Origin of the sequence: Aequorivita soesokkakensis (genome assembly GCF_001641085.1) — a bacterium.
GTDB lineage: Bacteria > Bacteroidota > Bacteroidia > Flavobacteriales > Flavobacteriaceae > Aequorivita > Aequorivita soesokkakensis.
The window spans coordinates 137,101-161,815 of sequence record NZ_LXIE01000045.1; the positions used below are offsets into that span (position 1 = coordinate 137,101).

Sequence of the window (24,715 nt, forward strand, 5' to 3'; positions counted from 1 at the left end):
TAGTTTTAATTATACGACCAATATACGTGAAATATATAACGTTTACTGTGCCTAAGCATCATTTTAAATTTTCAACGACAATGAAAAAATTGTTGTTTATCCGATAAAGTGCAACATTTTTTCGATTAAAAGCATTTTCGTGTCATTTTTTTTATATATTTGACTCGACATCAAGCCCCAAATCTGGTGTCCCCCAAATTATGCATCTACTTAAAAGCAACCTACTTGCAATGGCATTGCTATGCCTAGTCATCACCTCTTGTTCAAAAGAGGATTCAGCTGAAGTTGAAGCCGCTAAATATGATATTGATTTAGCTTTGGTTCAAAAAAATGATAGCGATATGTCTGCCCGCATTTTAGAGCTGGTAAACATTCATCGTGATTCGTTGGGTCTTTCCATACTTAAAATGGATACTCAATATGCTTCTGCATTCGCTGTAGACCATACCCAATATATGATCGATAAAGAACAAATCAATCACGACAATTTTGGTTATCGTTCCGAAGGAATAAAATTCCACGATGGTGCTGAAGTGGTTGGCGAAAATGTAGCCTATGGTTATGATACAGCAGAAAAAGTAATGAACGCTTGGCTAAAAAGCCCGGGCCACAGAGCTATAATTGAAGGTAACTTTACACATACAGGTTTTGGCGTTATGAAATGTTCCAAAGGCAGAAGCTACTACACTGAACTCTTTTATAGAAAGTAACCTCACATCCCTTTTCTATTAGACCATTTTGCCGTATTTTTACGTAACAGTTAAAAATACGGCAATGGCTATTAAAAAACCTTTCAATTTAAATAAGTGGGTAGAAGAAAACCGCGACCTGCTAAAACCACCAGTTGGTAATAAGAATTTATATGTTGAATCTGACGACTATATTGTAATGATTGTCGCTGGTCCCAATGCCCGAAAGGATTATCACTATAACGAAACCGAGGAGCTTTTTTATCAACTTGAGGGAAATATTCAAGTTGCAGTCCAAGAAAATGGGGAGAAAAAAGTGATGGAACTTGGTCCAGGCGATATGTATCTTCATCCCGGAAAAGTGCCTCATTCTCCAGGCAGAAGTGAAGGTTCCATAGGTTTGGTTATTGAAAGAAAACGAACCGATCTTGAAGGAAAAGATGGATTGCTTTGGTTTTGCGACAATTGCAACAATAAATTATATGAAGTTTACTTCCCGTTAAGCGATATTGAAACCGATTTTCTAAAGCACTTCAAACATTTCTACGGGAGCAAAGAACTGCGAACTTGTAACAAATGCGGAACTGTGATGGAAGCCGACCCACGTTTCACACAAGATTAACAGCGTATTTCCCAAACAGATACCGTTTCGTTTTACTTTCTTCAGCGCATTGTGTACCTTTGCGCTTCATAAATTTTCAAATAAAAAACTATAAATATATGCAAGCAACAACCACTAGCTTCGGTATTGAAGAAGCATTGGAAAAGTTAGGAATTAAAGATTTAAACCACGGAACTTCTACTGGAAACAAATGGTTTCCGGGTGGCGAAGAAATTGCTTCGTATTCTCCTGTAAATGGCGAATTAATCGGTAAAGTTACCACTACTACAAAAGAAGAATATGAGCAAGTAATTGTTTCTGCCCAAAAAGCCTTTTTATCTTTTAGAGCTATGCCAGCACCACAACGTGGAGAGATTGTACGCCAATTTGGAAATAAGCTTCGCGAATTAAAACAACCATTAGGGAAACTGGTTTCTTATGAAATGGGTAAATCCTTGCAAGAAGGCTACGGCGAAGTTCAAGAAATGATTGATATCTGTGACTTCGCAGTTGGTTTATCCCGACAACTTAACGGTCAAACAATACCCTCTGAGCGTCCGGGTCACGTAATGCGCGAACAATGGCACTCTCTTGGAATTGTGGGAATTATTTCAGCATTTAATTTTCCGGTTGCAGTTTGGGCTTGGAATACAGCATTAGCTTGGGTTTGTGGAGATGTTTGTGTGTGGAAGGCAAGTGAAAAAGCGCCATTGTGCTCCGTAGCATGTCAAAATATAATTGCAGGCGTTTTAAAAGAAAATAATCTTCCCGAAGGCATTTCCTCAATCATCAACGGTGATTATAAAGTGGGCGAAATGATGACGACAGATACCAGAATTCCATTAATTTCTGCAACAGGTTCTACAAGAATGGGACGTACTGTTGGCGCTAAAGTAGCTGAGCGTTTTGGAAAATCTTTATTGGAATTAGGCGGAAACAACGCTATAATCATTACACCAACAGCAGATTTAAAAGTAGTTGTGCCGGGCGCAGTATTTGGTGCCGTTGGAACTTGCGGGCAACGTTGTACCTCAACACGAAGATTGATTATTCACGAAAGTGTTTACGATAAAGTTAGGGATGCAATTGTTGGTGCTTATAAGCAAATTGTTATCGGAAATCCGCTAGATGAAAAAAATCACGTTGGGCCATTAATCGATAAAGATTCTGTTGATACCTATTTAAAAGCAATTGAAAAAGCAAAAGCCGAAGGCGGAAAAGTTCTCGTTGAAGGGGGTGTTTTAGAAGGCGAAGGCTATGAAAGTGGATGCTACGTAAAACCAGCAATCATTGAAGCTGAAAATAGTTTTGAAATTGTACAGCACGAAACATTTGCGCCTATTTTATATTTACTGAAATACAGCGGCGATGTAGAAAATGCAATCGATTTGCAAAACGGCGTTGCACAAGGTTTATCATCTGCAATAATGACTAATGAAATGAAAGAGGCTGAAAAATTCCTATCATTTGCAGGATCAGATTGCGGTATTGCCAATGTAAATATTGGTACTTCGGGAGCAGAAATTGGTGGAGCTTTTGGTGGTGAAAAAGAAACAGGTGGCGGACGTGAGTCTGGATCTGATGCTTGGAAAGTATATATGAGAAGACAGACCAATACCGTTAATTATAGCGATGAATTGCCGTTAGCGCAGGGAATTAAATTTGATTTGTAAAAAAGCCCCCTGACCCCCGAAGGGGGAACTCTGGTGAAAAGAAAAAAACCTCAAAAGTCTCAGAGACTTTTGAGATTTTTTTGATTATAACTCCTTCCCTTTGGGGAGGCCGGGAGGGGCTTTTCTCCCTTCGGGGGCTAGGGGGCTTATACAACCCCGTTCGCCTCAACCCATTTAAAATGGTTGGCATCCTGCGGGATTTTAATGCGTTCGGCAATTCTCGTCATTCTTGAAGGTAATTTAAGAAGGTAATCGCGAGCTTTTTCAGCTTCGTCAGTCAAGCCGCTGATTTTTGAAATTTCCCAATGTGCGTTTAATTTTTCTAGAATGTCTATGTAATCAAAAGTGGTATAAACACCCAAACGCTGTGCCGCGTTGCTGAAATCATCAAAAGCAGAAGCCATTTTTCCACCGCTTTGGCGAAGATTTTGTGCTGGCATAATGATTTTTTTCTGCATCATATCTTGAAACGCAATCATCATTTCGCTGGCGTCGTATTCAAAAATGGTTTTTACAAATTCTCGATAGGCCAAGTGGTGGCGCATTTCATCACCTGCAATAATGTTGCACATTCTCGCGAGCATTTTATTACCTTTTTTCTTCGCTATTTTTCCAACCCTATTGTGCGATACATTGGTTGCAAGTTCTTGAAAACTGGTGTAAATAAAATTTCTGTAGGGATCGCGACCGGTTCCAACTTCAAACCCATCGTTTATTAAATGTTGCGTAGTTTTTTCGACTTCTTTCATATTTACCCTTCCCGATAAATAAAGGTATTTATTCAAAGTATCACCGTGACGATTTTCCTCTCCGGTCCAATGGCGAATCCATTTGCTCCAACCGTTGCGGCCGTGTTGATCAACTCCTTCCATATCCATCAACCAACTTTCGTAGGTTGGCAGCGCTTCTTCCGTAACCATATCGCCCACCAAAACAATCCAAAAATCGTAACCAAGTTCTTTGGCTTCTTCACGAAGTTGGGTCACTTCATCCATATAATTTTCTTTTTGAAAATTTGGCAAAAGATCCGTGGGTTGCCAAATTTCATCAACAGGGATTAAATATTGGTCAATATAACTGTCGATTTTCTTTTCAACAGTCTGCATTACTTCAAGCCGGATATTTTTGAGTGCCATTGTATTATTTTAGAGGTAACTACAAAGATATAAAGTGTGGGGCTTAATTTGTAATAAAGAAATACTAATTCCTGCCTTTTTCGTCAGGATACAATTTGAAAACAGGCTCGCTCTGCCAAATTTCCTTCGAATCTACATCGAGCATCGAAATTTTTCCTTTGAAAGCCGCGCCCGTATCTACATTCCAAACATTGGCGAAATTTGCGGGTTTGTCAAACCCAACACGGGTTACAGGTGTGTGGCCGATATAAATTTCTTTAAAAAGTTTCAGCCGTTTTGGGTATTTATCGTCTTCTTTGGAAATGGAGGAATCCATCGCGCAGACCATTTCCCAAAGGGTTCGGTCCCAATAGACCAAGTTTGGGTAATACTCACTTTGCGGCCCATGCTGATTGGTAAAACCCGCATGAACGAAAAGTCTGTTTTCGGAATCTACGTGAAAATTCACCAAATTTTCAAAAAATTGAAGATGCTTTTTCTTTTCCTCTTCGGAAATTTTCGAATAGCTTTCCACGCTACTCTCCCCGCCCTGACTGAGCCACATCGGGTTCTTTTCCCCGAATTTCAAAAATTTATAAAGCAATTCATCGTGATTTCCGCGGATGAAGATGCAATCATTTTTTTTTGAAAAATCAATTAAATATGAAACCACTTCAGCAGATTCGCTCCAACCATCCACATAATCGCCTACAAAAATATATTGAGTGTCTTTGGAAAGGTTTGCACTTTCAAGTAACTGCTTCAAAGCTCTAAAACCTCCGTGAATATCACCAATTACAACTGTCCTCACTGTCCTCATTTTGAAGAAAATAAATAAATCACTACAATTACACAAATAATTGCAAGTACGAAAAAGAATATTTTCCAAAACGAATACGGTCTTTGCCCAGAAATTGTTCCGCTCTGCCCATTCACGAAAAAGTTGTAGCGTTTTCCTTTAAATTTATAAGTGCTTATATAAACTGGCAACAAAATATGTTTAAAAGTTTCATCAGAAAGCTTCATATTTATTGACGAAACTTGCTGGGTGTCACCGCCAATATCCCTTCGCGCCCAGCTATCTGCAATACTTTCGGCAACTTTATTGCTTTCGTTATGTCCATCCAAAAGTGGAATGGTGTATTTTTCGGTAACAAATCCAGATAAATATCCGCTGTCAAAAGGTTTTAGCATTTTTAAATTCCATCGTGCCACATTTTGTGGAATTATTCCCGTTTTTTGATTGGAAGCTTTAATTAAAGTGTCGTCCACAAATCCCGAAACACTTCCCGAGGCAGGATACCAGTGCGTTCTTCTTTCTTGTACGGTTCTTTTATTTTTCCCGCTGCCCACCGTTTTGGTTACGTAATAATATTCGCCACGCTGCCCTATATAATCTGCATAAAGTTGGGCGTCAAACGTCCAATATGGCGCATAAAGTCCTCGCGTCTTTTCGGGATCGATGGCTGCTTTTTTTAGATTGTTCGGCGCAAACCAAAGTCCGTCAACCCATTTTTTAAAAATCTGAAATGCTTTTTTTTGATCAATTTGAAAGGGTAAAACCGCACCGGGAAGTATCCATTCTTCTTTATAGGCATCTTCAATGATCAAGGGCGAGCCGCAATAAATACAGGAAAGCGATTTGTAATTTTCTTCAATGTGTTGGTTGGCACCGCAATTTTTACAGTGGAGCATCGTGATTTCCTCGCTATGTTTTTGCGAGCCCATTTTTTCGAGATAGGGTTTCAATTCCAATTCCTCAAAACCATTTTCGGAAGGAGCAATCGTTTCGGTATGGCCGCAATAATCGCATTTCAGCTCAGTTGTTCCCGGCGCATAAGTAAGTTCTGCACCACAATTGACACAGGATTTTTTGAGTTCAGATTTTTTTTGTGAAATTTCTTCCATGAAGTTTCTCTTCCAAAGGAATTAGTATTTCAGAATTGTTTCAAAATCAATTATTGCGGTGGAAGTGGCGGCGGGGTATTTCCACCCAAAAATGATTTCAATTCCTCAATTTGCTGAAGTGGTGTCCATTCTGCCAAACCGGCTTTCCAAACTAAAGTGTCTTTGTTCACCGTTCTGCTTGCGAATAAAGATTGCAATTGCTCAAAACTCACCGGACCGGCCTGTGTGCCATTGGCAGCGTAAAAATATTGGACTGCGGCAGGCATTGGCGGCGGCATCATTCCGCCCTGTGGCTGTTGTTGCATTTGCTGTTGGCCCATTTGTGGGTTCATCATGCCGCCCATTTGTTGCGCGAGTACGAAACCCATGCCCATGCCCATTCCGGCTCCAGCTGTTCCACCCTCATTGGCCGCGGCAGCTTCAATAGCTTTTGCAGTTTTGAATTTGGTAAGTTTGTCAAGATCCAACTTGTCAATTCGGCTGTATTCGAAGATTTCCTTTTTAAGATCTTCGGGCATGGAAACGTTTTCAATAAAGAATTTCTCCAAGGAAATTCCCACGCTATTGAACTCTGGCTGCATCACATCTTTGCAAGTTTCAGAAAGCTCTGTGGTGTTTGCAGCATATAATTCTATAGGTAATTCCGCTTCGCCAACGGTGTCAGTAAATCGAGTGGCAATCAGACTTTTTAAATGTTCGTTGATTTCGAAATTGGTGAAATTATTGTCCGTTCCAACAATGTCAATTATGAATTTTCCGGCATCGTTAATCCTGTAAGCATAACTTCCAAAAGCACGAATTTCAACCAAACCAAAGCGATCATCACTCAACGTTATCGGGTTTTTTGTTCCCCACTTTTCATCTGTAAAAAGATGTGTGTTCACAAAATAAACCTCAGCTTTAAAGGGACTGTTGAAACCGTATTTCCAGCCTTTCAGAGTAGTTAAAATCGGCATGTTTTGGGTGTTCAAAGTATAAGTTCCGGGTTTAAAAACGTCTGCCAATTGGCCTTCATTAATAAGAACCGCAGTCTGCCCTTCACGAACGATGAGTTTTGCGTTGTTTTTTATTTCATTTTGGTAGCGTTCAAATCGGTGGCAAATGGTGTCTGGTGTGTAATCCAGCCATTCTATAATGTCTATAAATTCGTTGCTTAGTTTTTCTTTTATTGTGTCGAAAATGCCCATAATTTCATTGGTTTTAAATTGAAGTTTAAAGATATAAAAATAGGTTTAAATCAAGGTTAATTATAACTCACCTTCCTCAAAATACGCAGCGATTCTTTTGAAAGTTGGTAGGCTTCAGCGTCATAATCTCTCAAAAATTCCTTCGCTTCCTGCAATTTTTCCTTTGCTTCTTCAAAATCATTCAAATAGCAAATAAGATATGTGGAAGGAAGACTGTGCAAATCTTTTTCTTCGGAAGCGTTCAGCGGAATATTCTTTTTCAGCTTTTCCAAAACTGCATTGTTTGAATTATAAATATGAAAAAGCGTTTTTTTGTTGAATTTGGGTGCTTCAAAAATAAGTTTTGAATCCATACTGTAAGAGCCATTTTCTTTGAAATGAATCGTCACTTCCTCCAACGGATAATATTTAAATTGTTCATTCAATCCCAAATGAACATACTCTACGGTTTTAAAATAATCATCATTATAAGTAATGCTTATTTCGTCCAAAGCCGAATAAAAAAGTCGAACCTGTTCGTTTATCAATTCAATATCGACTCGTGAATAATATAAATTTTCCTTTACCCTTTTGGGGTTTCCTGCCCAACAAACCACAAACTGTTCCTTAAAAACTTTGTAGTGGCTTTCCAAATCTTTGTGGCGATTGTTGGTAAAATCCATTACCCCGTCCAGCGTGAGCTCTATATTGTTTTTGGCGGCGTTTTCTATGGATTTCACGATTTCGGAATTCACGTCTTTTATCTCAATATCAAAATCCTTCGGCATCGAAATACTGCCATCTCGAAGAAAAATAGAACCGCCCCAATATTTCCAAATGTTTTTGCGAAGCGAAGTGATTTTGCCATTGGGACGAATGGTTACCAGCCCCACAACTTTATCCGAGGGTAAGTTTGGGAAAGCAACGTTTTCATAAATAATCAACGGCGCATTCGTGAGATATGCGTTTACAAGATTTTGGATTTTGCTGTCGTCAAAAAAATCAACGCCCGTTATTTCGTTGGTTTCATCTTCAACGCCAATAACGATAAAAGAATTATTTGCAGGATTGCTATTGCTGAGCGCACAAATATGTTTCAGAAATTTCGCTTTTCCTTCTTTGGTACCCAAATCAATTTTTCGCTTTTTATCATAAAAACTGCTCTCGTCGTTGTGGGCGAGTAAATTTTTGATTAAAAGACGTTTGTTGATCATTTAGTTCAATGTCTGGTCGAGCGCAGTCCAGACCTATTTTAAAAAAAATAAATTGTAACTATTAAGAAACCCCTCGACTGCGCTCGGGGAGACATTTAATTTTTATTTACGATAGTACTGCTAGCCTGATCCAAACACATAACAGTCAAATCTGCAATATTTACATGTGGTGGCCTCGTTATCGAAAACCAAATTATATCAGCAATATCATCTGCTTTTAATGGTGTAAACCCTTGATACACTTTTTCTGCTCTTTCGGAATCTCCTTTAAAACGAACTTCGCTGAATTCCGTCTCCACCATTCCTGGGTTTATCGCGCCCACTTTTATTCCCTTTCCATTCAAATCAATCCGCATTCCTTGATTTATGGCATCTACAGCATGTTTGCTAGCGCAATAAACGTTTCCTTTTGGATAGACTTCTTTTCCAGCGGTGCTTCCAATATTTATTATGTGACCACTTTTCCGTTCAATCATTTTTGGGATAATTGCTTTGGAAACATAAAGCAATCCTTTCACATTAATATCCAGCATTGCGTCCCAATCTTCTATATTTCCTTCATCAATTGGGTCCATTCCGTGAGCGTTACCAGCATTATTTATTAAAATATCAATCTCTGAAAAGTGCTTCGGAAGTAATTGTATTGCTTTAAAAACTTCGTCTCTATTCCGAATGTCAAAAGTCAAAGTATGGATATCGGTCAACGCGGAAAGCTCTTCCGAAAGTTTTTTCAATCGATCTTCCCTTCTTCCGCAAAGAATCAATTTCACACCATTTTTGGCGAAAAGTTTCGCTGTTGCCATCCCAATTCCAGAGGTTGCTCCGGTTATAAATGCTGTTTTGTTTTCCATTTTAAACTTTTTTTAAAAATACCATTTCTGAAGAATTTAAACAGGTTAAATTGCCGTTAATTATATGGTTAATTGATGTTAAATAAATATTTGTTTCAATTGAAGAAAAATATGTTTGTTGCACTAATTCTAAAACCATACATATGAAATCCCTTTTAAAATTAAGTTTAATTACATTATTGGTTATTGGATTTTCGTCCTGTAGTAGTGACGATGATTCCAATAATAATGAAGGAAATGCAAAATTGGCTATAAGGCTGACAGACGCTCCCGGCGATTATGACGCTGTGTTTATTGATGTTCAAGAAGTAGTAATAAAATATAATGGCGGCCAAGATGATGTTACTTTAGGCATTAACGCCGGTATTTATGATCTATTGGAATTAACCGCTGGCGTCAATGTTCTATTGTTCAACGATGAAGTTCCCGCTGGAAATATTAGCCAGATACGCCTAGTTCTTGGGGATCAAAACACAATCGTTGTAGATGGCCAAACATTGCCACTAGACACTCCTAGTGCACAACAATCTGGATTAAAAATTCAAGTAAATGAGACCTTAGAGCCTGGAATTTTATATGAATTTATGCTCGATTTTGATGTAGATAAATCGATCGTTGCTCAAGGAAATGGAGGCTATAGCCTTAAACCCGTTATTAGAGCAACAACCGCAGCTGAAAGTGGTGCCATTTCAGGAACCATTATTCCTCCTGGAATCATTACTATGATTACAGCTGAGAATGGAACTACACAAATTTCAACCTACGCAAACCCTGCTGGCGAATTTTTAGTAAGCGGTGTTCCAGATGGAACTTATACAATTACTATTCAAGCAGATATTGCTTTGGGCATTCCACCTGTTGTAATTGACAACGTAATTGTTGTTCAAGGTGAAATTACGAATATGGGCCAAATTGATTTAGAGCCTTAAAAACCATAAAAACAAATATTTTAAAAAAGAGGAAAAACTTTAAGTTTTCCTCTTTTTTAATTTAACCAATTGTTAACAGGCTTTTAGTCAATAAATTTTCAATTTGCACCGTCTTTTTAAAAAGGCTTTAATATTGAATCTAAATATATTATGGAAAATACAGAAACTGCCTTTGACATTGGTGCTTTAAATGAAAAAATTGAAAGAGAAAGTGCCTTTGTAGATGTTCTTTCAATGGAAATGAACAAAGTTATTGTAGGCCAAAAACATATGGTGGAACGGCTTTTGATCGGGCTTTTAGGTCAAGGACACATTCTATTGGAAGGTGTTCCGGGTCTTGCAAAAACGCTTGCCATCAATACGCTTTCGAAAGCGGTTCATGGAACTTTTAGCCGTATACAGTTTACACCAGATTTGCTTCCTGCAGATGTTGTGGGAACGCTTATTTACAATATGAAGTTGAATGACTTCAGTATAAAAAAGGGACCCATCTTTGCAAATTTCGTGCTTGCGGACGAGATTAACCGTGCTCCCGCAAAAGTACAATCCGCACTTTTGGAGGCGATGCAGGAAAAGCAGGTTACCATTGGTGAAACCACTTTTAAATTAGACAAGCCGTTTTTAGTAATGGCCACCCAAAACCCAATTGAGCAAGAAGGAACCTACCCGTTGCCCGAAGCACAAATGGACCGTTTTATGTTGAAAACGGTAATAAAATATCCACAAATTGCAGAGGAACAACTTATTATTCGCCAAAATCTTAAAGGGGAATATGACCAAGTAAATCCAGTTGCAACCGTTGATCAAATAATTAGAGCACAAGCAGCAGTTCGTGAAGTTTATATGGATGAAAAAATTGAGAAATACATTCTCGATATCATCTTCGCTACAAGAACTCCAGAGAATTTTGGGCTTGCAGACATAAAGCCACTTATCAATTTTGGTGCTTCGCCCCGTGGAAGTATCAACCTTGCCATTGCCGCTAAATGTTACGCCTTCATCCGCCGTCGCGGTTATGTAGTGCCCGAAGACGTTCGCGCCGTAGTGCACGATGTTCTTCGTCACCGTATCGGCATCACTTACGAAGCGGAGGCCGAAAACATCACTTCCGAAGACATCATCAACAAGATTGTGAATGTAATTGAAGTACCTTAAAAAGTTCAAAGTTGCAAGTTGAAGGTTCCAAGTAAAAAAACTTGAACCTGAAACTTGAAACCTTAAACCTGAAACTACTACAGTGGATACTAAAGAACTTCTTAAAAAAGTACGTAAAATCGAGATCAAAACGCGACGCTTGAGCGATCATGTGTTTGGTGGCGAGTATCATAGTACTTTCAAAGGTCGCGGGATGACGTTCAGCGAAGTGCGTCAATACCAGTTTGGCGACGACGTTCGTAATATAGATTGGAACGTTACCGCCCGTTATAACGAACCTTTTATTAAAGTTTTTGAAGAAGAGCGTGAGCTAACGCTGATGTTGATGGTTGATATTAGCGGTTCCGAATTTTTCGGAACGCAGGAACAGTTCAAAAATGAAATCATTACAGAAATTGCTGCAACGCTTGCTTTTTCAGCGATGCAGAATAACGACAAAACGGGCTTGATTCTTTTTTCAGATGAAATTGAACTTTACATTCCCCCGAAAAAAGGAAAATCACACGTACTTCGAATTATTCGTGAATTGATTGAATTCGAACCAAAAAGCAAAAAAACGGATATTGCGAACGCGCTGAAATTTTTGAGCAATGTGATGAAAAAGAAAGCCATCGTTTTTGTGCTTTCAGATTTTATTGCAGACAATTACCGAGATACTTTGAAGATTGCAGCCAGAAAACACGACGTTACAGGAATTCGTATTTATGATAAAGCTGAAGAAACCATTCCAAACCTCGGAATGGTTGAAATGCAAGACCAGGAAACTGGAGAATTACTTTTGGTAAACACGGGCTCTAAAAGTGTTCGCAATCAATACTATAGCTATCATCGCGAACGGGTGGATTATTTTACCGAATCATTTACAAAAAGTGGCGCAGGTGCTTTAAGTTGTAGAGTAGACGAAAGTTATGTGAAAAAATTGTTGGGTTATTTTAAGAGAAGGTAAAAGCCCCCTAACCCCGGAAGGGGGAACTTTTGACGAAAAAAAATGTTGAAAAAAAATATAATATTGATTGAATTTCCTGCAAGGTTTCACAAACCTTGTAGGTCTACCCGCATCGCTCTTTTTTCTTTATTCTTTTCTCTTTTTTCTTTTACCTCCTTTTCACAAGTAAATTCTACAATCGATTCCACAAAAATCAGGATTGGCGAGGAAATTCTCTACACAATTAACGTAAACGCAGATTCTACCGATGTTGTTGTTTTTCCCGAAGAGCAAACTTTTACGCCTTTGGAAATGATTGAATCCTATAAAACGGACACCACTTTTGAAGGTGCAAAATATCGCCTCATCAAAAAATACGGTCTAACGCAGTTTGATAGTGGCCACTACACCATTCCGCAACAGCGAATTTTGATAAACAACAAACCGTTTTTAACAGATTCCATAAAAGTGGAAGTTAACGATGTAATTGTTGATACCACAAAGCAGAAAATGTTCGACATAAAACCAGCGGTGGAAGTTAAAAGTCCGCCATTTGATTGGTTGTCGCTACTGTATTGGTTGGTGCCGATTCTTTTAATTATTGGGCTCGCCATTTATCTCTTCCGAAGAAAACAACGAAAAGACGCTGCCCAAAAGCAACTACCGCCTTACGAGGAAGCAATCGTTGCATTAAAAACATTGGATAATAGCCAGCTTTTAAAAGAAAACAAAAGCAAAGAATATTACAGCAGTTTAACTGAGATTGTAAAGCGCTATTTAGATCGTGAGGTTGATGAAGCTGCTTTGGAAAGCACCAGTGACGAGCTTATCACTCGTTTGATGATGCACAAAGACGCGGGAAGTTTTGATTTCGATTTGGAAACAATTCGAAAGTTGGATTCAATTTTTAAACGTGCAGATTTGGTGAAGTTTGCAAAAATGAACCAACAGGCCGGTCAAGCGGAAGTTGACAGAAAAACCATTGAGGAAATCATCAACGAAACCCACGAAGCAGTTCCGGAACCTACTGAGGAAGAGTTGTTGGAAGATGAAGCTTATAAAGAAAAATTAAAAAAGAAACAGAAACGCGCCAAAATTAAAAAGACTATCGGTGTAGCAATTTCGGTAGCTGCAATGGTGATTTTGGTAAATGGTTTTACGCAAGGTTTTGATAATTTATGGTATAATCTGTTCGGCAATGATATGCGCGAGCTTGCAGAAGGCAGATGGATAAAAAGTGAATACGGAAATCCGGCAGTAATTTTGGAAACGCCCGAAGTGCTTTTAAGAGCGGAAGCTCCCGTAACCAATGCCGATAAAAGCGCGGTAATGGGTAAAGATTTTTTCACTTTTGGAGAGATGAATTCCCCGTTATATATTTTGGTTTCTACTACGCAGTTTACTCAAAAACAGGACATTGCATTGGAAACGGCACTGGATGCAGTTTTAGACGATTTGGAACAGAGCGGCGCCAAAAATATGATTGTAAAACGCGATGATTTTGAAACCGAAAAAGGAATAAAAGGTTTGAAAGCCTACGGAGAATTTAATGTGCAGGTTTCAGATAATAAAGTGCTGAAAGAGAAAAGCACCTATGAACTGTTGCTTTTCGCACAGGAAAATGGTTTGCAGGAAGTTTTGATAGTCTATCAAAACGATGGCAAATACGCCGAAGAAATAAAAAAACGAATTGAAGCTTCCATAGAGCTTGAAATTTCAGAAAAAAATGGGCAGTAATTTCGAATTTGTAAATCCGCAGTCTTTCTGGTTGTTCCTTATACTTCCAGTGCTCGTGCTATGGTATTTATGGAAACGGAAACAGCAAACGGCTTCCCTAAAAATTTCGAGTGTGAGCGGTTTTAAATCTGGCAGAAATTGGTTGGCACGATTAAAATCATTGCTTTTTGTGCTTCGCCTTTTGGCTCTTTCGGCAATTATTATTGCAATGGCTCGCCCAAGAACCGTTGACGAATCCACAAAAACAAAAACAACCCGCGGGATTGATATCGTGATGGCAATAGACGTTTCGGCAAGTATGCTTGCGCGCGATTTAAAACCAAACCGTTTGGAAGCATTGAAGACGGTGGCGGCAAGATTTATTAATGGTCGCCCGAATGACAGGATTGGTTTGGTGGAATATGCTGGTGAAAGCTATACCCGCACGCCGTTAACAAGTGATAAAACAATCGTGCTTTCTTCGCTAAAAAATATAACCTATAACACAACCATTGAAGGCGGAACTGCAATTGGTTCCGGTCTTGCAACCGCCGTGAACCGTTTAAAGGAAAGTCGTGCAAAAAGCAAAGTGATTATTTTGCTTACGGACGGTGTGAACAATTCAGGTTTTATCGACCCAAAAATAGCGAGCGAACTTGCCGTAGAATTCGGCATTAAGGTTTACACTATAGGAATTGGAAGCAATGGAATGGCTATGTCTCCAATTGGAATTCGTCCCGACGGCGGTTTTCAATATGGAAACGTACAAGTGGAAATTGACGAAGCCCTGCTGAAAGAAATTGCCGCAAAAACCGGCGGACAATATTTCCGGGCAACGAGTACTACCAAACTGGAGCAGATTTACGAAGAAATAAACAAACTGGAAAAAACAGACATTGAAGAATTCAAATACACAAACTATAACGAAATGTTTCGTCCGTGGGCCATTTTCGCTTTAGTTTTAATTGCATTTGAATTTTTATTGCGAATCACCATATTTAAAGGATTTTTATAAAAATGTTCCAATTAGAGCAACCCATATATTTCTATATTCTCTTCGCCATTCCGGTGATAGTGGTGGTTTTTCTATTGCTTTTAGTTTGGAAAAAAAGAACTCAAAATAGGTTTGTTGACAAAGAATTGCTAAAAAAACTTAGTCCAAATCGTTCGCTTTTTAAAGCTGTTTTAAAAGTATTCGTGCTTTGTTTGGCTATTGCCTGTTTAAGTTTTGCATTGGTAAACCCAAAAATCGGAACTAAAATAGAAAACGTAAAAAGGGAAGGTGTAGATATTGTTTTTGCTTTGGATGTTTCAAAAAGTATGCTGGCGGAAGATATTGCGCCAAACCGTTTGGAAAAATCGAAGCAGTTAATTACCCAAATAATAAACAGCCTAACTGGCGATAGAATTGGCATCATTGGTTATGCGGGCAGTGCTTTTCCGCAAGTGCCAATAACAACAGATTTTTCTTCCGCAAAATTATTTTTAAGCGGAATGAATACCGATATGGTTTCTTCACAGGGAACCGCAATTACCGAAGCCATACAAATGGCAGAAACTTTTTATGATGATGAAGGGCAGACCAACAGGGTGCTTTTCATTATTTCAGACGGGGAAGACCACGAAGGCAACATTGCTGATATTGCTGAGGAAGCCGCAAAAAAGGGAATCCGTATTTTTACAATTGGCGTGGGGACTTTGGAAGGTGGCCCAATTCCTATAAAGGAAAACGGCGTGCTGCAATATTACAAACGCGACCAAAATAACGAACAGGTTATCACGCGTTTGGGCGAAGAAACTCTAAAACAAATTGCTGAAACCACTAAAGGTCAGTATATTGACGGCTCAAACACAAAAGCGGTGATTGAAAAAGTGACTGCCATTTTAAACGGAATGGACAAAAAAGAATTTGAGTCGAAACAATTTACCGATTTTAAAGACCAATTTCAATGGTTTTTGGCTGGGGCATTGTTTTTGCTGGTTTTGGATGTGTTCTTTTTGGAACGAAAAACAGCCTGGCTGAAAAAATTGAATTTATTTAACGAAAAGGAAAAAGGATAAAATGATGTTTGGAGCTAAAACATTTTTTCAGAAAAAAACGCTGCTGAGAATTTCAATGGTTCTTTGCACACTTACTTTTTCATTGAATTCATTTGCGCAACAATTAGCCAAAGAACAAAAAAAAGAAATGAAGGCCGCACAAAATTATTTGAGCGAAGCCCAGCAATCACTTCAGAAAAATGAATTTGCCCCCGCGGAAGCCGATTACCGCAAAGCCATTTCGCTAAATCCAAAAAGCGAGGTTGCAAAATACAATTTGGGAACCGCTTACTACGGAAAAGAAAAAAATGCGGAGGCGATGCTTCGCTTTAAACAAGCTGCCCAAACCGCAACGGATAAAGCAGAAAAACACAAAGCATTTCACAATTTGGGAAATACTTTTATGAACGAAAAAAAATACACCGAAGCTGTGGAAGCATATAAAAATGCACTTCGGAACAATCCAAATGATGATGAAACCCGCTATAATTTAGCTTTGGCAAAAGATATGCTTGACAAAAATCCGCCGCCGCCACAGGATAAAGACGATAAGGATAAGGACAAAAAAGATCAGGATAAAAAGGATCAACAAGACCAGCAGGACAAAAAAGACCAAGGCGATAAAGGCGATCAGAAAGACGATAAGGATAAAGGCGACCAAAAAGAGGATAAAAAAGAAGGCGATAAAGACAAAGACGAAAAGCAGCCGGACAAACCAAAAGAAGGAGAGGGAGATAAACCTCAGCAGCAACAGCCCGTACCCGGGCAATTATCGCCACAGCAGGTGAAAAGTCTTTTGGAAGCGATGAACAATGAAGAGAAAAAGACGCAGGATAAAATAAATGCTGAAAAGCAAAAAGGTGCAAAAGTAAGAACGGATAAAGATTGGTAGGTTATGAAGACGAAAAATTTTTTATTCCTTTTAGGGTTTGTGTTGTGCAGTATCGCTGCTACGGCACAGGTTCAATTTGATGCCAAAGTGAGCAAGAAAACGCTGGGTATAAACGAGCGTTTGCGAATTGATTTTGAAATGAATCAAGATGGCGACAATTTTAGACCGCCAACATTTGAGGGTTTCCGCGTTGTGGGCGGGCCCAACCAGTCCATCAGCAATGCTTATATTAACGGAAAGCGGAGTTTTTCAAAAACCTATTCCTATTTTTTGTCGCCACAAAAACGGGGAAGAGTAACTATTGGCCAAGCCACCATCGAGATACAAGGCGAAACCTATAAAACCCTTCCCATTGAAGTGGATGTTACCGCTGCCGTTGAAGTTCCAAAAGATGGCAACAATGCAGATTATGTGGCCAGTGAAAATGTACATTTGGTCGCGGAAGTTTCAAATGCCAATCCGTATTTGAACGAAGCGATTACGGTTACATACAAATTATATGTTTCGCACGACGTTAGTATTCAAAGTCAATGGCGAGAGATTGATACTCCAAAATACGCCGATTTTTGGAGCCAAAATATTGACAATCAAAACAATTTTAAGGTTTACGAAGGAAAGTACAACGGACAAGATTACCGTTACGTTGTGTTGCGGACTACGGTTCTTTATCCACAGAAAACCGGAAAACTAGATATTGAACCATTAACGCTCGATATTCCTATTGACGTTCAAGGCAATCGCCGCGATATTTTTGGTCGCCGTTTGATGGAACGTGTAAATAGAACCATTTCTGCGGGAAATAGAACAATTGATGTGAAACCACTTCCGTTGGAAGGAAAACCGGACGGTTTTAACGGCGCGGTGGGCGATTTCACTTTTGATGTAGCTACAAATAAAACTTCGCTAAACGCAAATGAATCTTTACAATTGGACATAAAGATTTCAGGAAAAGGAAATCTGAAACTCTTTACTGCACCCACCGTGAAACTTCCGAATACACTTGAAGTTTATGAGCCCGAACACAACGAAAGCGTAAACACAACAATTGCTGGAATGCAGGGTTCCATTACAGATTCATATACTGTTGTGCCACAATTTAAAGGTACGTATCCCGTAAACCCAATCACCTTTTCTTTTTTCGACCCGAATACTGAAAAATATAAAACCCTTACTTCAAAAGAGTTCACGATTGAGGTTGAAAACGGACCAATCAGTTCGGCAAATCCAAATGCCAATTCCAACGATGCCAAAAAACAGGTGGTTCTTTCAAAAGACAATTTTAAATACATAAAATTAGACGCCAATTTACAACCCATAGCACAGGAATCTTTTTTCAAATCTGGATTGTTCTGGTCGCTTTTGGGCGGGCCATTTTTGTTGATTCCGTTATTTATTCTCGCTGGGAAAAAACGCAAAGAGCGTTTAAATGATGTGGAAGGAAACAAATTGCGCCGCGCAAACAAGCTTGCCAAAAAATACCTTTCGGAAGCAAAACGAAATATTCAAAACCCAATTGCATTTTATGAATCTTTGGAACGCGCGCTTCACAATTATTTGAAAGCAAAGCTGAATATTGAAACTTCGGAAATGGAAAAAAGCCATATTTCAAAGCTTTTATTGGAGCGAAAAGTTGAAACCCCCGTGGTTGAAAATTTCATCGGCTTGCTGAAAAGTTGCGAATATGCACGCTATGCCTCAACTTCCACAGCTTCGGTGCAACAGGATTACAACAAAGCCGCAGAAATTATTTCAACCATTGACAAACAAATACAGTAAAATTGAAGAAGATGAAAAAGCTGCTGTACATATTGATTTTACTAATTTCTTTCTCAAGTATTGGGCAAAGCGAAAAGCTTTTTGACCAAGGAAAAGAGCTTTACAAAAATGGAAAATACCAACAAGCCATAAATGCTTGGATGCAAATTTTAGACAAAGGCGAACATTCAGCCGAGCTTTATTTCAATTTGGGAAATGCGCAATACAAGCTGAACCACATTGGGCCAAGTATTTATTATTACGAAAAAGCTTTGCAACTTTCACCTAACGATTCCGATATAAAAAATAATCTCGCCTTTGCGGAAAACGCACGGATTGATTCCATTGAGCCTTTGCCAAAAACTGTTTTTTCAAAGTGGTATAATAGCATTTCCAGCATTTTTACTTTTGAAGGGTGGGCGGTTGTAGCAGTTGCTTTTTCAGTATTTTTTGTAGCATTATTTCTTTTTTACTACTTCGCTTTTTCAGAGAGAAGAAAACGGTTGCTTTTCGTCAGCGCTATGTTTGCCGGAATTTTATTGATTACTTCGCTTACAATGGCATTTTTAACCTATGGCGATTTCACCAAAAACCAACCTGCCATTATTTTTGCAAGTGAAATTGAGGTAAAAACGGCACCCACTATGGGCAGCGACATCGCGTTTACGCTTCACGAAGGAACCAAAGTGCAAATTTCTGCGCAAGACGGCAATTGGTTCCGCATTACTTTAGCAGACGGAAAAGATGGTTGGATACCCGCCACAGATTTAAAACAACTTTAGGAATTAATATTTAGTTAACAGGAAATTAAGCAAATTCTGTTATTTTTGTGATTCTTAAAAAAAAACACTTGAAATTTACCAGTATTTTATTGTTGATAGTTTTTACAAGTTTTCTTGTAACTCCTGCTATTATTAGTATTTCTGGCAATCAAGCCGATGTTTCTACTTTTTTTTCAATGAACGAGGAGGAAAACTCGAACAAAATGCCCAAGCCTAATTTTGTTTTCGTTTTTGAAAAAATTCAATCCAATTATGAAAGCTTAGCATTTCTGAAAAAACAGAAAAACAAAGACGGTTTTCAAATTGACAAATATTCCAAAGTCTTTATAGACGTTGTTTCACCGCCTCCGCGTGTGGAATAGTTTTCTCAAAAAACATATTTAACCATTTTTCCAAACACATCTCCATGGCATTGGTCATTGGGAAATGATGTGCCAATTTTATTGGCTTTGGATATAATTCATATAACTTACTTAAAAATATTTTCATATTATGAAAGCACATACCTTAGAAACACAGGCAACTATGACGCCTGAAAAAGCCCTTCAATATTTAAAAGAAGGCAATATTCGATTTCAAAACAACTTAAAGGCAAACCGTAACCTTTTGGAACAAGTAAACGATACCAGTGATGGGCAATTTCCGTTCGCAACTATTTTAAGCTGCATAGATAGCAGGGTTTCCGCCGAACTTATTTTTGATCAAGGTCTTGGCGATATTTTTAGCGTGCGCATTGCGGGCAATTTTATAAACGAGGACATTTTAGGAAGCTTGGAATTTGCCTGCAAATTGGCGGGTTCAAAAATTGTTTTGGTTTTGGGCCACACAGCTTGTGGCGCAATAAAAGGAGCTTGCGATGATGCAAAAATGGGCAACCTGACCACAATGATAAGCAAAATTAAACCTGCCGTAAAAGCTGTGGAAGAACCTAGAGATGAAAGTCTGCGAAATTCTGCTAATAGTGAATTTGTAGATGCTGTTTCTGAAACAAATGTCCATATGGCCATTGCCAATATCCGTTCCAAAAGCCCTATTTTAAAGGAAATGGAAGATAATGATGAAATACAGATTTATGGCGGAATGTATGATATTAACAACGGTGAAGTAACCTTTTTTCACGAATAAAATCACTTAAACATGACAAAAAATATATTTTCAAATTTTAGGGGCAATCTTTTCGGGGGAATTACCGCCGGGATTGTTGCCCTTCCATTGGCACTGGCTTTCGGGGTGCAATCGGGCCTTGGGCCTGATGCCGGATTGTATGGCGCTATTTTTATTGGGTTTTTTGCTTCGCTATTTGGAGGAACCAATACCCAAATTTCTGGCCCAACAGCACCTATGACGGCTGTTTCCATGGTTTTAATAGCAGGAATTATTGCGGCCAATAACGGCGATGTTGAGCAAGCCCTTCCTTACATTCTACTTGTTTTTTTAATGGCAGGTTTGATGCAGATATTATTGGGAATAACAGGTGTGGGAAAGTATATAAAATACATTCCATATCCCGTGGTTTCAGGGTTTATGACGGCAATTGGCGTTATCATTTTAATCACTCAGTTGTTGCCTGTTTTGGGTTATTATACCGAAGAAGACACGGCTTTCATTGAGACTTTCAAGCCAAAGGCTGAAGAAGTAATGATGAGCAAAATTCTGCAAGACGAAGCCGGGGAAGGAATTCTGGTTCTTGAAGATTTCAAGGAAACCATAACCCGTTCTGAACAAATTTCAGAGGAAGAAATTCTTCGGGAAGCGAAAATTCTCGCAAAAGCTGAAAACTCTGGGGTGGCTGGAGCCATAAAAGCGCTTCCCCGGGCAATTTCATCTATAAATTGGCTGGAATTTATTTTGGCTTCGCTGACCATTTTTATTATTTACGGTTTCAAAAGAATAACTACAAAAGTGCCCAGTACGTTGGTAGCATTGCTTTTGGTTTCGGTTGGAGCGTATCTTCTGAAATTGAACTATCAGCCTATTGACCAGATTCCGGGTGGTTTCCCTATTCCGAATTTGGATATGTTCAGCCAGTTTCAATTCGGACAAATTTCACCCTATGTGTTTACCGCATTAACCTTGGCGTTCTTGGGAAGTATTGACTCACTTTTGACTTCCGTGGTTGCAGACAATATGACAAAAACAAAACACAACCCAAACCGAGAACTGATGGGGCAAGGAATTGGAAACAGTGTTGCCGCAATTTTTGGCGGAATTCCAGGTGCCGGTGCAACTATTCGCACGGTTGTAAATATAAAATCTGGCGGAACGACCAGACTTTCTGGGATGATCGCGGCAGTATTGTTGCTCGTTATATTATTGGCTTTAGGGCCCGTAGCATCTCAGATTCCAGCAGCTGTTCTTGCGGGAATTTTGATAACCGTTGGTATTGGCGTAATGGATTATAAAGGCTTAAAAGCAATCCCAAAAATGCAGAAAGCCGAAGTAACCATTATGATTGTGGTTTTACTTCTTTCAGTGTTTTGGAACTTGGTTTATGCGGTTGGAATAGGCTTGGTTTTGGCAGCTATCATTTTTATGAAGAAAATTGGGGATCTCACCGCGGACCAATCCAAGGTTGTTCCCTTAAAAATTGCCGATGAACTTTCAATGGCGTGGAGCGACGAGATGAACTTTCCAGAAAAATTAAAAGAGGAAGTCTTCATAAAACGTTTGGAAGGTCCATTGTTTTTTGGGTACACATCAGATTTTCAACAATTGGCAAATCAAATTCCCGATACAGCGACCCACGTAATAATACGGATGGGAAAAACGCCATATATAGACCAATCCGGACTTTATGCCATGGAAGAAGTGTTGATGAATATTTCAAAAAAAGGAATCAAACCTATTTTTGAAGACCTTCAGGCGCAACCGCGTGTTATGATGGAAAAGATTGATATTATTCCCGATTTAGTGCCGAAAGAATTAATTTTCAATGATTTTAACTCGGCTTTGAAATACATAAAAGGAAATGTAGAAAACGTAGTATAACTTATTCTTTTTCAATCATTATTTTCAGAATTAAGCTCCGTTTCCGCGGGGCTTTTTTCGTCTAAAATCTCTTCATCGGTATCATTATATTCATCAACTTCCTTCATAATTGCGGGAAGAATTGCAGGCGCAATCATTGCAACCGGGCCATATAAAACTGAAGCCTCCCGTTGTTCCTCAGTAAGTATCCTGTAATTTTCAGAAGCATTTACAAACATAAAAACCACACTTATCAAAAAGGCGAATTTCAGCACATTAAAAATTCCACCAAACAATTTGTTGAAAATGCCAAGCATCGCAAAATCGGCCACCTTCGTTAAAAGCCTTCCCAAGAGACTGAACAAAAGCATTATCAGTAAAAAGGTGATTACAAACGCCGCCACTTGTGTAGTATCTGCGCTCCAATTAAACCAATTTTCCAAATAAACCCTTACATAGCCAGAAAAAAACATCGCGCAATAAACGCCAACCACAATTCCAATTAAAGAAGCGAGCGAGCGCAACAACCCTTTGCTAAAGCCTACAAAAAAAGCGATGATGAAAATGATGCCTATAACAATGTCGATGGTATTCATAATTCCAAATTTTTCATAAATATACCAATTTATAAGTTTCAAGTTTCAGCTTCCAAGTTGCAAGTTCTGAATTCTTACTTGAGATTTGTGATTTGATTTTGATATTTTTTTGGGATTTGGAATTTGTTTTTTGGAATTTAAACCCATCACGTTTGCCTATTAAGCAACACAATTTTAAATTTATAAACCCATATATTTGCAAAAACTAAATCCATAAAATGGCGCGCGACGAACAATTAAAAGAACGATGGGAAGCAGTAGTAAAAATGCTGGGCGACCGTTTTGCCGATGGACAGACTTTAGATTTGGATGCCATCATTTATTTAATAGGAATTCAGGAATTGGGCCAATTGCACCGAAAGTTTAAAAAAGACGAAAAGCTAAACCTGATGCACATTGCCATCTGCCGTGTTTTGGAACCTTACGGATATTATACATTTGATTACGTTGACGAAGAAGGCTGGCCACATTACCACGTTTTGGAACAATTGCCGCCACTAAAAGCTGGTGAACAAAGCGTTTTGATGAAGGAAGCTATTGTGCAGTATTTTTTGGAGAAGGAAGTTATTGTTTAATTTTTATAAGTCTATGCAGAAAATTATTTTATATTTTTTAGATTATAAAAACCTTTTTTAAATATTAAAAAAATTAATTTGAAGATACTTTACATATTAGGGAACGGATTCGATTTAAGTCTTGACATAAAAACAAGCTATACAGACTTTTATAATTATTATAAATTGATAGAATCAACAAACGAAAATGTAAACAAATTAAAGAAAGAGATATCTATTAATTATAAAAATTGGTCAGATCTAGAATTTTCACTTGGGCAGTATACACAAGAATTAAAAACTGTGAAAGAATTCGATGAGGTTTTTGACGATATCGGTGAGCACCTTGCGGAATATTTAAAAAAAGAAGAGGATAAATTTGATCCAAAAAAAATAAATCGCGAGAAATTTTTCAAAGACCTGGTTAGGGTTGAAGAGTATTTACCAACCGCTGACAGGAATATTTTAAATGCTTACAAGAATAAATTTCTTAGCAGTACTTGGAATATTGAAATCTTCACATTCAATTATACGAGAACAATTGAAAAAATTATTGGTGAAAAAAGAAATGTTGAAATAGGTCATCATCCTAATGGAACCGCTTCAGTAATTTTAAAAGGAGTAGAGCATATTCACGGATATGTAGATAAGAGAATGGTTTTGGGTATTAACGATATATCACAACTAAAAAATAAAGAATTCCATAATAATGTAGATATACTTGAAGCAATTGTAAAAGAAAAGTGTAATAAAGCTTATAGACACACAATAGACGATTTATTTACAACAAAAATTAAGCAAGCCAATCTAATATGCATTTTTGGGTCTTCTATCGGAGATACAGATAATATGTGGTGGGAACAAATAGGACAAAAACTTATTAATGAGATTCCTATAATTATTTTTTCAAAAGGAGAAGAAGTAATATCAGCAAGAAACGGTTATAAAAATAATAGGACTGAAAGAAAAATACGCCAATATTTTTTGAAAAAAACAAAGCTAACAGATGAAGAAAAAGAAAAGTTCGGAAATAATGTTTTTGTCGTGCTTGATTCTCCAATATTTAAAGAGATTTAATTAATAAAAGAACAGTTGCTTAAGATTTTAAAAAATTATTAGTCTTTTCCTGGCAAAAAAGAATTAAAATGATAGAAACAATAAAAAAACACATAGCTGAAGTTCAAGCC

Annotated in this window: 24 protein-coding genes; 17 read left to right on the plus strand and 7 right to left on the minus strand. The window is 38.2% G+C overall.

The features are described 5' to 3' along the window. Nucleotides 1-200 precede the first annotated feature (200 nt). The 3 genes from A7A78_RS12585 (at nt 201) to amaB (ending at nt 2,963) form a co-directional block, all read left to right on the plus strand. A complete protein-coding gene (locus A7A78_RS12585) occupies nt 201-710 on the plus strand; it encodes a CAP domain-containing protein (protein WP_068762809.1) in 510 nt (169 codons plus the stop codon). Nucleotides 711-774: 64 nt separating this feature from the next. Next, nucleotides 775-1,311, plus strand: a complete 537-nt coding sequence (locus A7A78_RS12590; RefSeq protein WP_068762810.1) for a 3-hydroxyanthranilate 3,4-dioxygenase — start codon at nt 775-777, stop codon at nt 1,309-1,311. 98 nt (nt 1,312-1,409) lie between these two features. Then, nucleotides 1,410-2,963 (plus strand): L-piperidine-6-carboxylate dehydrogenase, encoded by a 1,554-nt coding sequence (gene amaB / locus A7A78_RS12595; RefSeq protein WP_068762843.1) that lies wholly within the window; start codon nt 1,410-1,412, stop codon nt 2,961-2,963. Between the two features lie 146 nt (nt 2,964-3,109). Here the strand turns inward: amaB and A7A78_RS12600 are convergent, their stop codons facing one another. From A7A78_RS12600 to A7A78_RS12625, 6 genes are all read right to left on the minus strand, one after another. Then, nucleotides 3,110-4,099: an acyl-ACP desaturase gene (locus A7A78_RS12600; RefSeq protein ID WP_068762811.1), complete on the minus strand. Its 990-nt coding sequence runs from the start codon at nt 4,097-4,099 to the stop codon at nt 3,110-3,112. Nucleotides 4,100-4,163: 64 nt separating this feature from the next. After that, a complete protein-coding gene (locus A7A78_RS12605) occupies nt 4,164-4,889 on the minus strand; it encodes a metallophosphoesterase family protein (RefSeq protein WP_094746145.1) in 726 nt (241 codons plus the stop codon). A gap of 5 nt (nt 4,890-4,894) precedes the next feature. Further along, nucleotides 4,895-5,986: a TFIIB-type zinc ribbon-containing protein gene (locus A7A78_RS12610; protein WP_068762813.1), complete on the minus strand. Its 1,092-nt coding sequence runs from the start codon at nt 5,984-5,986 to the stop codon at nt 4,895-4,897. A 50-nt stretch (nt 5,987-6,036) separates the two neighbouring features. After that, nucleotides 6,037-7,173 (minus strand): SPFH domain-containing protein, encoded by a 1,137-nt coding sequence (locus A7A78_RS12615; protein WP_068762814.1) that lies wholly within the window; start codon nt 7,171-7,173, stop codon nt 6,037-6,039. A 56-nt stretch (nt 7,174-7,229) separates the two neighbouring features. Further along, nucleotides 7,230-8,366, minus strand: coding sequence for an ATP-binding protein (locus A7A78_RS12620; RefSeq protein WP_068762815.1), 1,137 nt, complete (start codon nt 8,364-8,366; stop codon nt 7,230-7,232). Nucleotides 8,367-8,461: 95 nt separating this feature from the next. Then, the gene (locus A7A78_RS12625; protein ID WP_068762816.1) at nt 8,462-9,217 is read right to left on the minus strand and encodes an SDR family NAD(P)-dependent oxidoreductase; all 756 of its coding nucleotides are present in this window, start codon (nt 9,215-9,217) and stop codon (nt 8,462-8,464) included. A 143-nt stretch (nt 9,218-9,360) separates the two neighbouring features. Between A7A78_RS12625 and A7A78_RS12630 the strand changes: the two genes are divergently transcribed. The 12 genes from A7A78_RS12630 to A7A78_RS12685 all read left to right on the plus strand — a co-directional run bounded on the left by A7A78_RS12630 (nt 9,361) and on the right by A7A78_RS12685 (nt 22,399). Further along, complete coding sequence (locus A7A78_RS12630) at nt 9,361-10,146, plus strand: DUF4382 domain-containing protein (RefSeq protein ID WP_068762817.1); 786 nt, start codon at nt 9,361-9,363, stop codon at nt 10,144-10,146. Between the two features lie 150 nt (nt 10,147-10,296). After that, nucleotides 10,297-11,301: an AAA family ATPase gene (locus tag A7A78_RS12635; protein ID WP_068762818.1), complete on the plus strand. Its 1,005-nt coding sequence runs from the start codon at nt 10,297-10,299 to the stop codon at nt 11,299-11,301. 82 nt (nt 11,302-11,383) lie between these two features. After that, nucleotides 11,384-12,247, plus strand: coding sequence for a DUF58 domain-containing protein (locus A7A78_RS12640; RefSeq protein ID WP_068762819.1), 864 nt, complete (start codon nt 11,384-11,386; stop codon nt 12,245-12,247). A gap of 42 nt (nt 12,248-12,289) precedes the next feature. Then, entirely contained in the window at nt 12,290-13,963 is a 1,674-nt protein-coding gene (locus A7A78_RS12645; protein ID WP_068762820.1) for a cytochrome c-type biogenesis protein, read from the plus strand. Then, complete coding sequence (locus tag A7A78_RS12650) at nt 13,953-14,957, plus strand: vWA domain-containing protein (RefSeq protein WP_068762844.1); 1,005 nt, start codon at nt 13,953-13,955, stop codon at nt 14,955-14,957. Before A7A78_RS12645 ends, A7A78_RS12650 begins: the two co-directional genes overlap by 11 nt. A gap of 2 nt (nt 14,958-14,959) precedes the next feature. Beyond that, nucleotides 14,960-16,003, plus strand: coding sequence for a VWA domain-containing protein (locus tag A7A78_RS12655; protein WP_068762821.1), 1,044 nt, complete (start codon nt 14,960-14,962; stop codon nt 16,001-16,003). 127 nt (nt 16,004-16,130) lie between these two features. After that, nucleotides 16,131-16,874 carry a tetratricopeptide repeat protein gene (locus tag A7A78_RS12660; RefSeq protein ID WP_242649277.1) on the plus strand — a complete coding sequence of 248 codons (744 nt, stop codon included), beginning with the start codon at nt 16,131-16,133 and terminating at the stop codon, nt 16,872-16,874. 3 nt (nt 16,875-16,877) lie between these two features. Then, complete coding sequence (locus A7A78_RS12665; protein WP_068762823.1) at nt 16,878-18,650, plus strand: BatD family protein; 1,773 nt, start codon at nt 16,878-16,880, stop codon at nt 18,648-18,650. An 11-nt stretch (nt 18,651-18,661) separates the two neighbouring features. Beyond that, nucleotides 18,662-19,411, plus strand: a complete 750-nt coding sequence (locus tag A7A78_RS12670) for a tetratricopeptide repeat protein (protein ID WP_068762824.1) — start codon at nt 18,662-18,664, stop codon at nt 19,409-19,411. A gap of 68 nt (nt 19,412-19,479) precedes the next feature. Continuing rightward, the gene (locus tag A7A78_RS12675) at nt 19,480-19,773 is read left to right on the plus strand and encodes a hypothetical protein (protein ID WP_131811149.1); all 294 of its coding nucleotides are present in this window, start codon (nt 19,480-19,482) and stop codon (nt 19,771-19,773) included. Nucleotides 19,774-19,903: 130 nt separating this feature from the next. After that, on the plus strand, nt 19,904-20,536 hold the full coding sequence (locus A7A78_RS12680; protein ID WP_068762826.1) for a carbonic anhydrase family protein: 633 nt from the start codon (nt 19,904-19,906) through the stop codon (nt 20,534-20,536). Between the two features lie 12 nt (nt 20,537-20,548). Then, complete coding sequence (locus A7A78_RS12685) at nt 20,549-22,399, plus strand: SulP family inorganic anion transporter (RefSeq protein WP_068762827.1); 1,851 nt, start codon at nt 20,549-20,551, stop codon at nt 22,397-22,399. 11 nt (nt 22,400-22,410) lie between these two features. Here the strand turns inward: A7A78_RS12685 and A7A78_RS12690 are convergent, their stop codons facing one another. Continuing rightward, nucleotides 22,411-22,974: a CvpA family protein gene (locus A7A78_RS12690; protein WP_068762845.1), complete on the minus strand. Its 564-nt coding sequence runs from the start codon at nt 22,972-22,974 to the stop codon at nt 22,411-22,413. A gap of 218 nt (nt 22,975-23,192) precedes the next feature. On the opposite strand from A7A78_RS12690, the gene A7A78_RS12700 reads away from it, so the two are divergent. Beyond that, nucleotides 23,193-23,549 carry a hypothetical protein gene (locus A7A78_RS12700; protein WP_068762829.1) on the plus strand — a complete coding sequence of 119 codons (357 nt, stop codon included), beginning with the start codon at nt 23,193-23,195 and terminating at the stop codon, nt 23,547-23,549. Between the two features lie 78 nt (nt 23,550-23,627). Further along, nucleotides 23,628-24,605, plus strand: a complete 978-nt coding sequence (locus tag A7A78_RS12705; protein WP_068762830.1) for a bacteriophage abortive infection AbiH family protein — start codon at nt 23,628-23,630, stop codon at nt 24,603-24,605. Nucleotides 24,606-24,715 lie beyond the last annotated feature (110 nt).

Excerpts from the sequence above, each read along its gene's own strand:
- A7A78_RS12680 (WP_068762826.1), top strand. The coding sequence starts at position 19,904 with ATGAAAGCACATACCTTAGAAACACAGGCAACTATGACGCCTGAAAAA.
- A7A78_RS12670 (WP_068762824.1), top strand. The coding sequence starts at position 18,662 with ATGAAAAAGCTGCTGTACATATTGATTTTACTAATTTCTTTCTCAAGT.
- A7A78_RS12685 (WP_068762827.1), top strand. The coding sequence starts at position 20,549 with ATGACAAAAAATATATTTTCAAATTTTAGGGGCAATCTTTTCGGGGGA.
- A7A78_RS12665 (WP_068762823.1), top strand. The coding sequence starts at position 16,878 with ATGAAGACGAAAAATTTTTTATTCCTTTTAGGGTTTGTGTTGTGCAGT.
- A7A78_RS12610 (WP_068762813.1), bottom strand. The coding sequence starts at position 5,986 with ATGGAAGAAATTTCACAAAAAAAATCTGAACTCAAAAAATCCTGTGTC.
- A7A78_RS12650 (WP_068762844.1), top strand. The coding sequence starts at position 13,953 with ATGGGCAGTAATTTCGAATTTGTAAATCCGCAGTCTTTCTGGTTGTTC.
- A7A78_RS12655 (WP_068762821.1), top strand. The coding sequence starts at position 14,960 with ATGTTCCAATTAGAGCAACCCATATATTTCTATATTCTCTTCGCCATT.
- A7A78_RS12645 (WP_068762820.1), top strand. The coding sequence starts at position 12,290 with ATGTTGAAAAAAAATATAATATTGATTGAATTTCCTGCAAGGTTTCAC.
- A7A78_RS12590 (WP_068762810.1), top strand. The coding sequence starts at position 775 with ATGGCTATTAAAAAACCTTTCAATTTAAATAAGTGGGTAGAAGAAAAC.
- A7A78_RS12690 (WP_068762845.1), bottom strand. The coding sequence starts at position 22,974 with ATGAATACCATCGACATTGTTATAGGCATCATTTTCATCATCGCTTTT.
- amaB (WP_068762843.1), top strand. The coding sequence starts at position 1,410 with ATGCAAGCAACAACCACTAGCTTCGGTATTGAAGAAGCATTGGAAAAG.
- A7A78_RS12585 (WP_068762809.1), top strand. The coding sequence starts at position 201 with ATGCATCTACTTAAAAGCAACCTACTTGCAATGGCATTGCTATGCCTA.
- A7A78_RS12625 (WP_068762816.1), bottom strand. The coding sequence starts at position 9,217 with ATGGAAAACAAAACAGCATTTATAACCGGAGCAACCTCTGGAATTGGG.
- A7A78_RS12630 (WP_068762817.1), top strand. The coding sequence starts at position 9,361 with ATGAAATCCCTTTTAAAATTAAGTTTAATTACATTATTGGTTATTGGA.
- A7A78_RS12620 (WP_068762815.1), bottom strand. The coding sequence starts at position 8,366 with ATGATCAACAAACGTCTTTTAATCAAAAATTTACTCGCCCACAACGAC.
- A7A78_RS12615 (WP_068762814.1), bottom strand. The coding sequence starts at position 7,173 with ATGGGCATTTTCGACACAATAAAAGAAAAACTAAGCAACGAATTTATA.
- A7A78_RS12635 (WP_068762818.1), top strand. The coding sequence starts at position 10,297 with ATGGAAAATACAGAAACTGCCTTTGACATTGGTGCTTTAAATGAAAAA.
- A7A78_RS12600 (WP_068762811.1), bottom strand. The coding sequence starts at position 4,099 with ATGGCACTCAAAAATATCCGGCTTGAAGTAATGCAGACTGTTGAAAAG.
- A7A78_RS12660 (WP_242649277.1), top strand. The coding sequence starts at position 16,131 with ATGAAGGCCGCACAAAATTATTTGAGCGAAGCCCAGCAATCACTTCAG.
- A7A78_RS12700 (WP_068762829.1), top strand. The coding sequence starts at position 23,193 with ATGGCGCGCGACGAACAATTAAAAGAACGATGGGAAGCAGTAGTAAAA.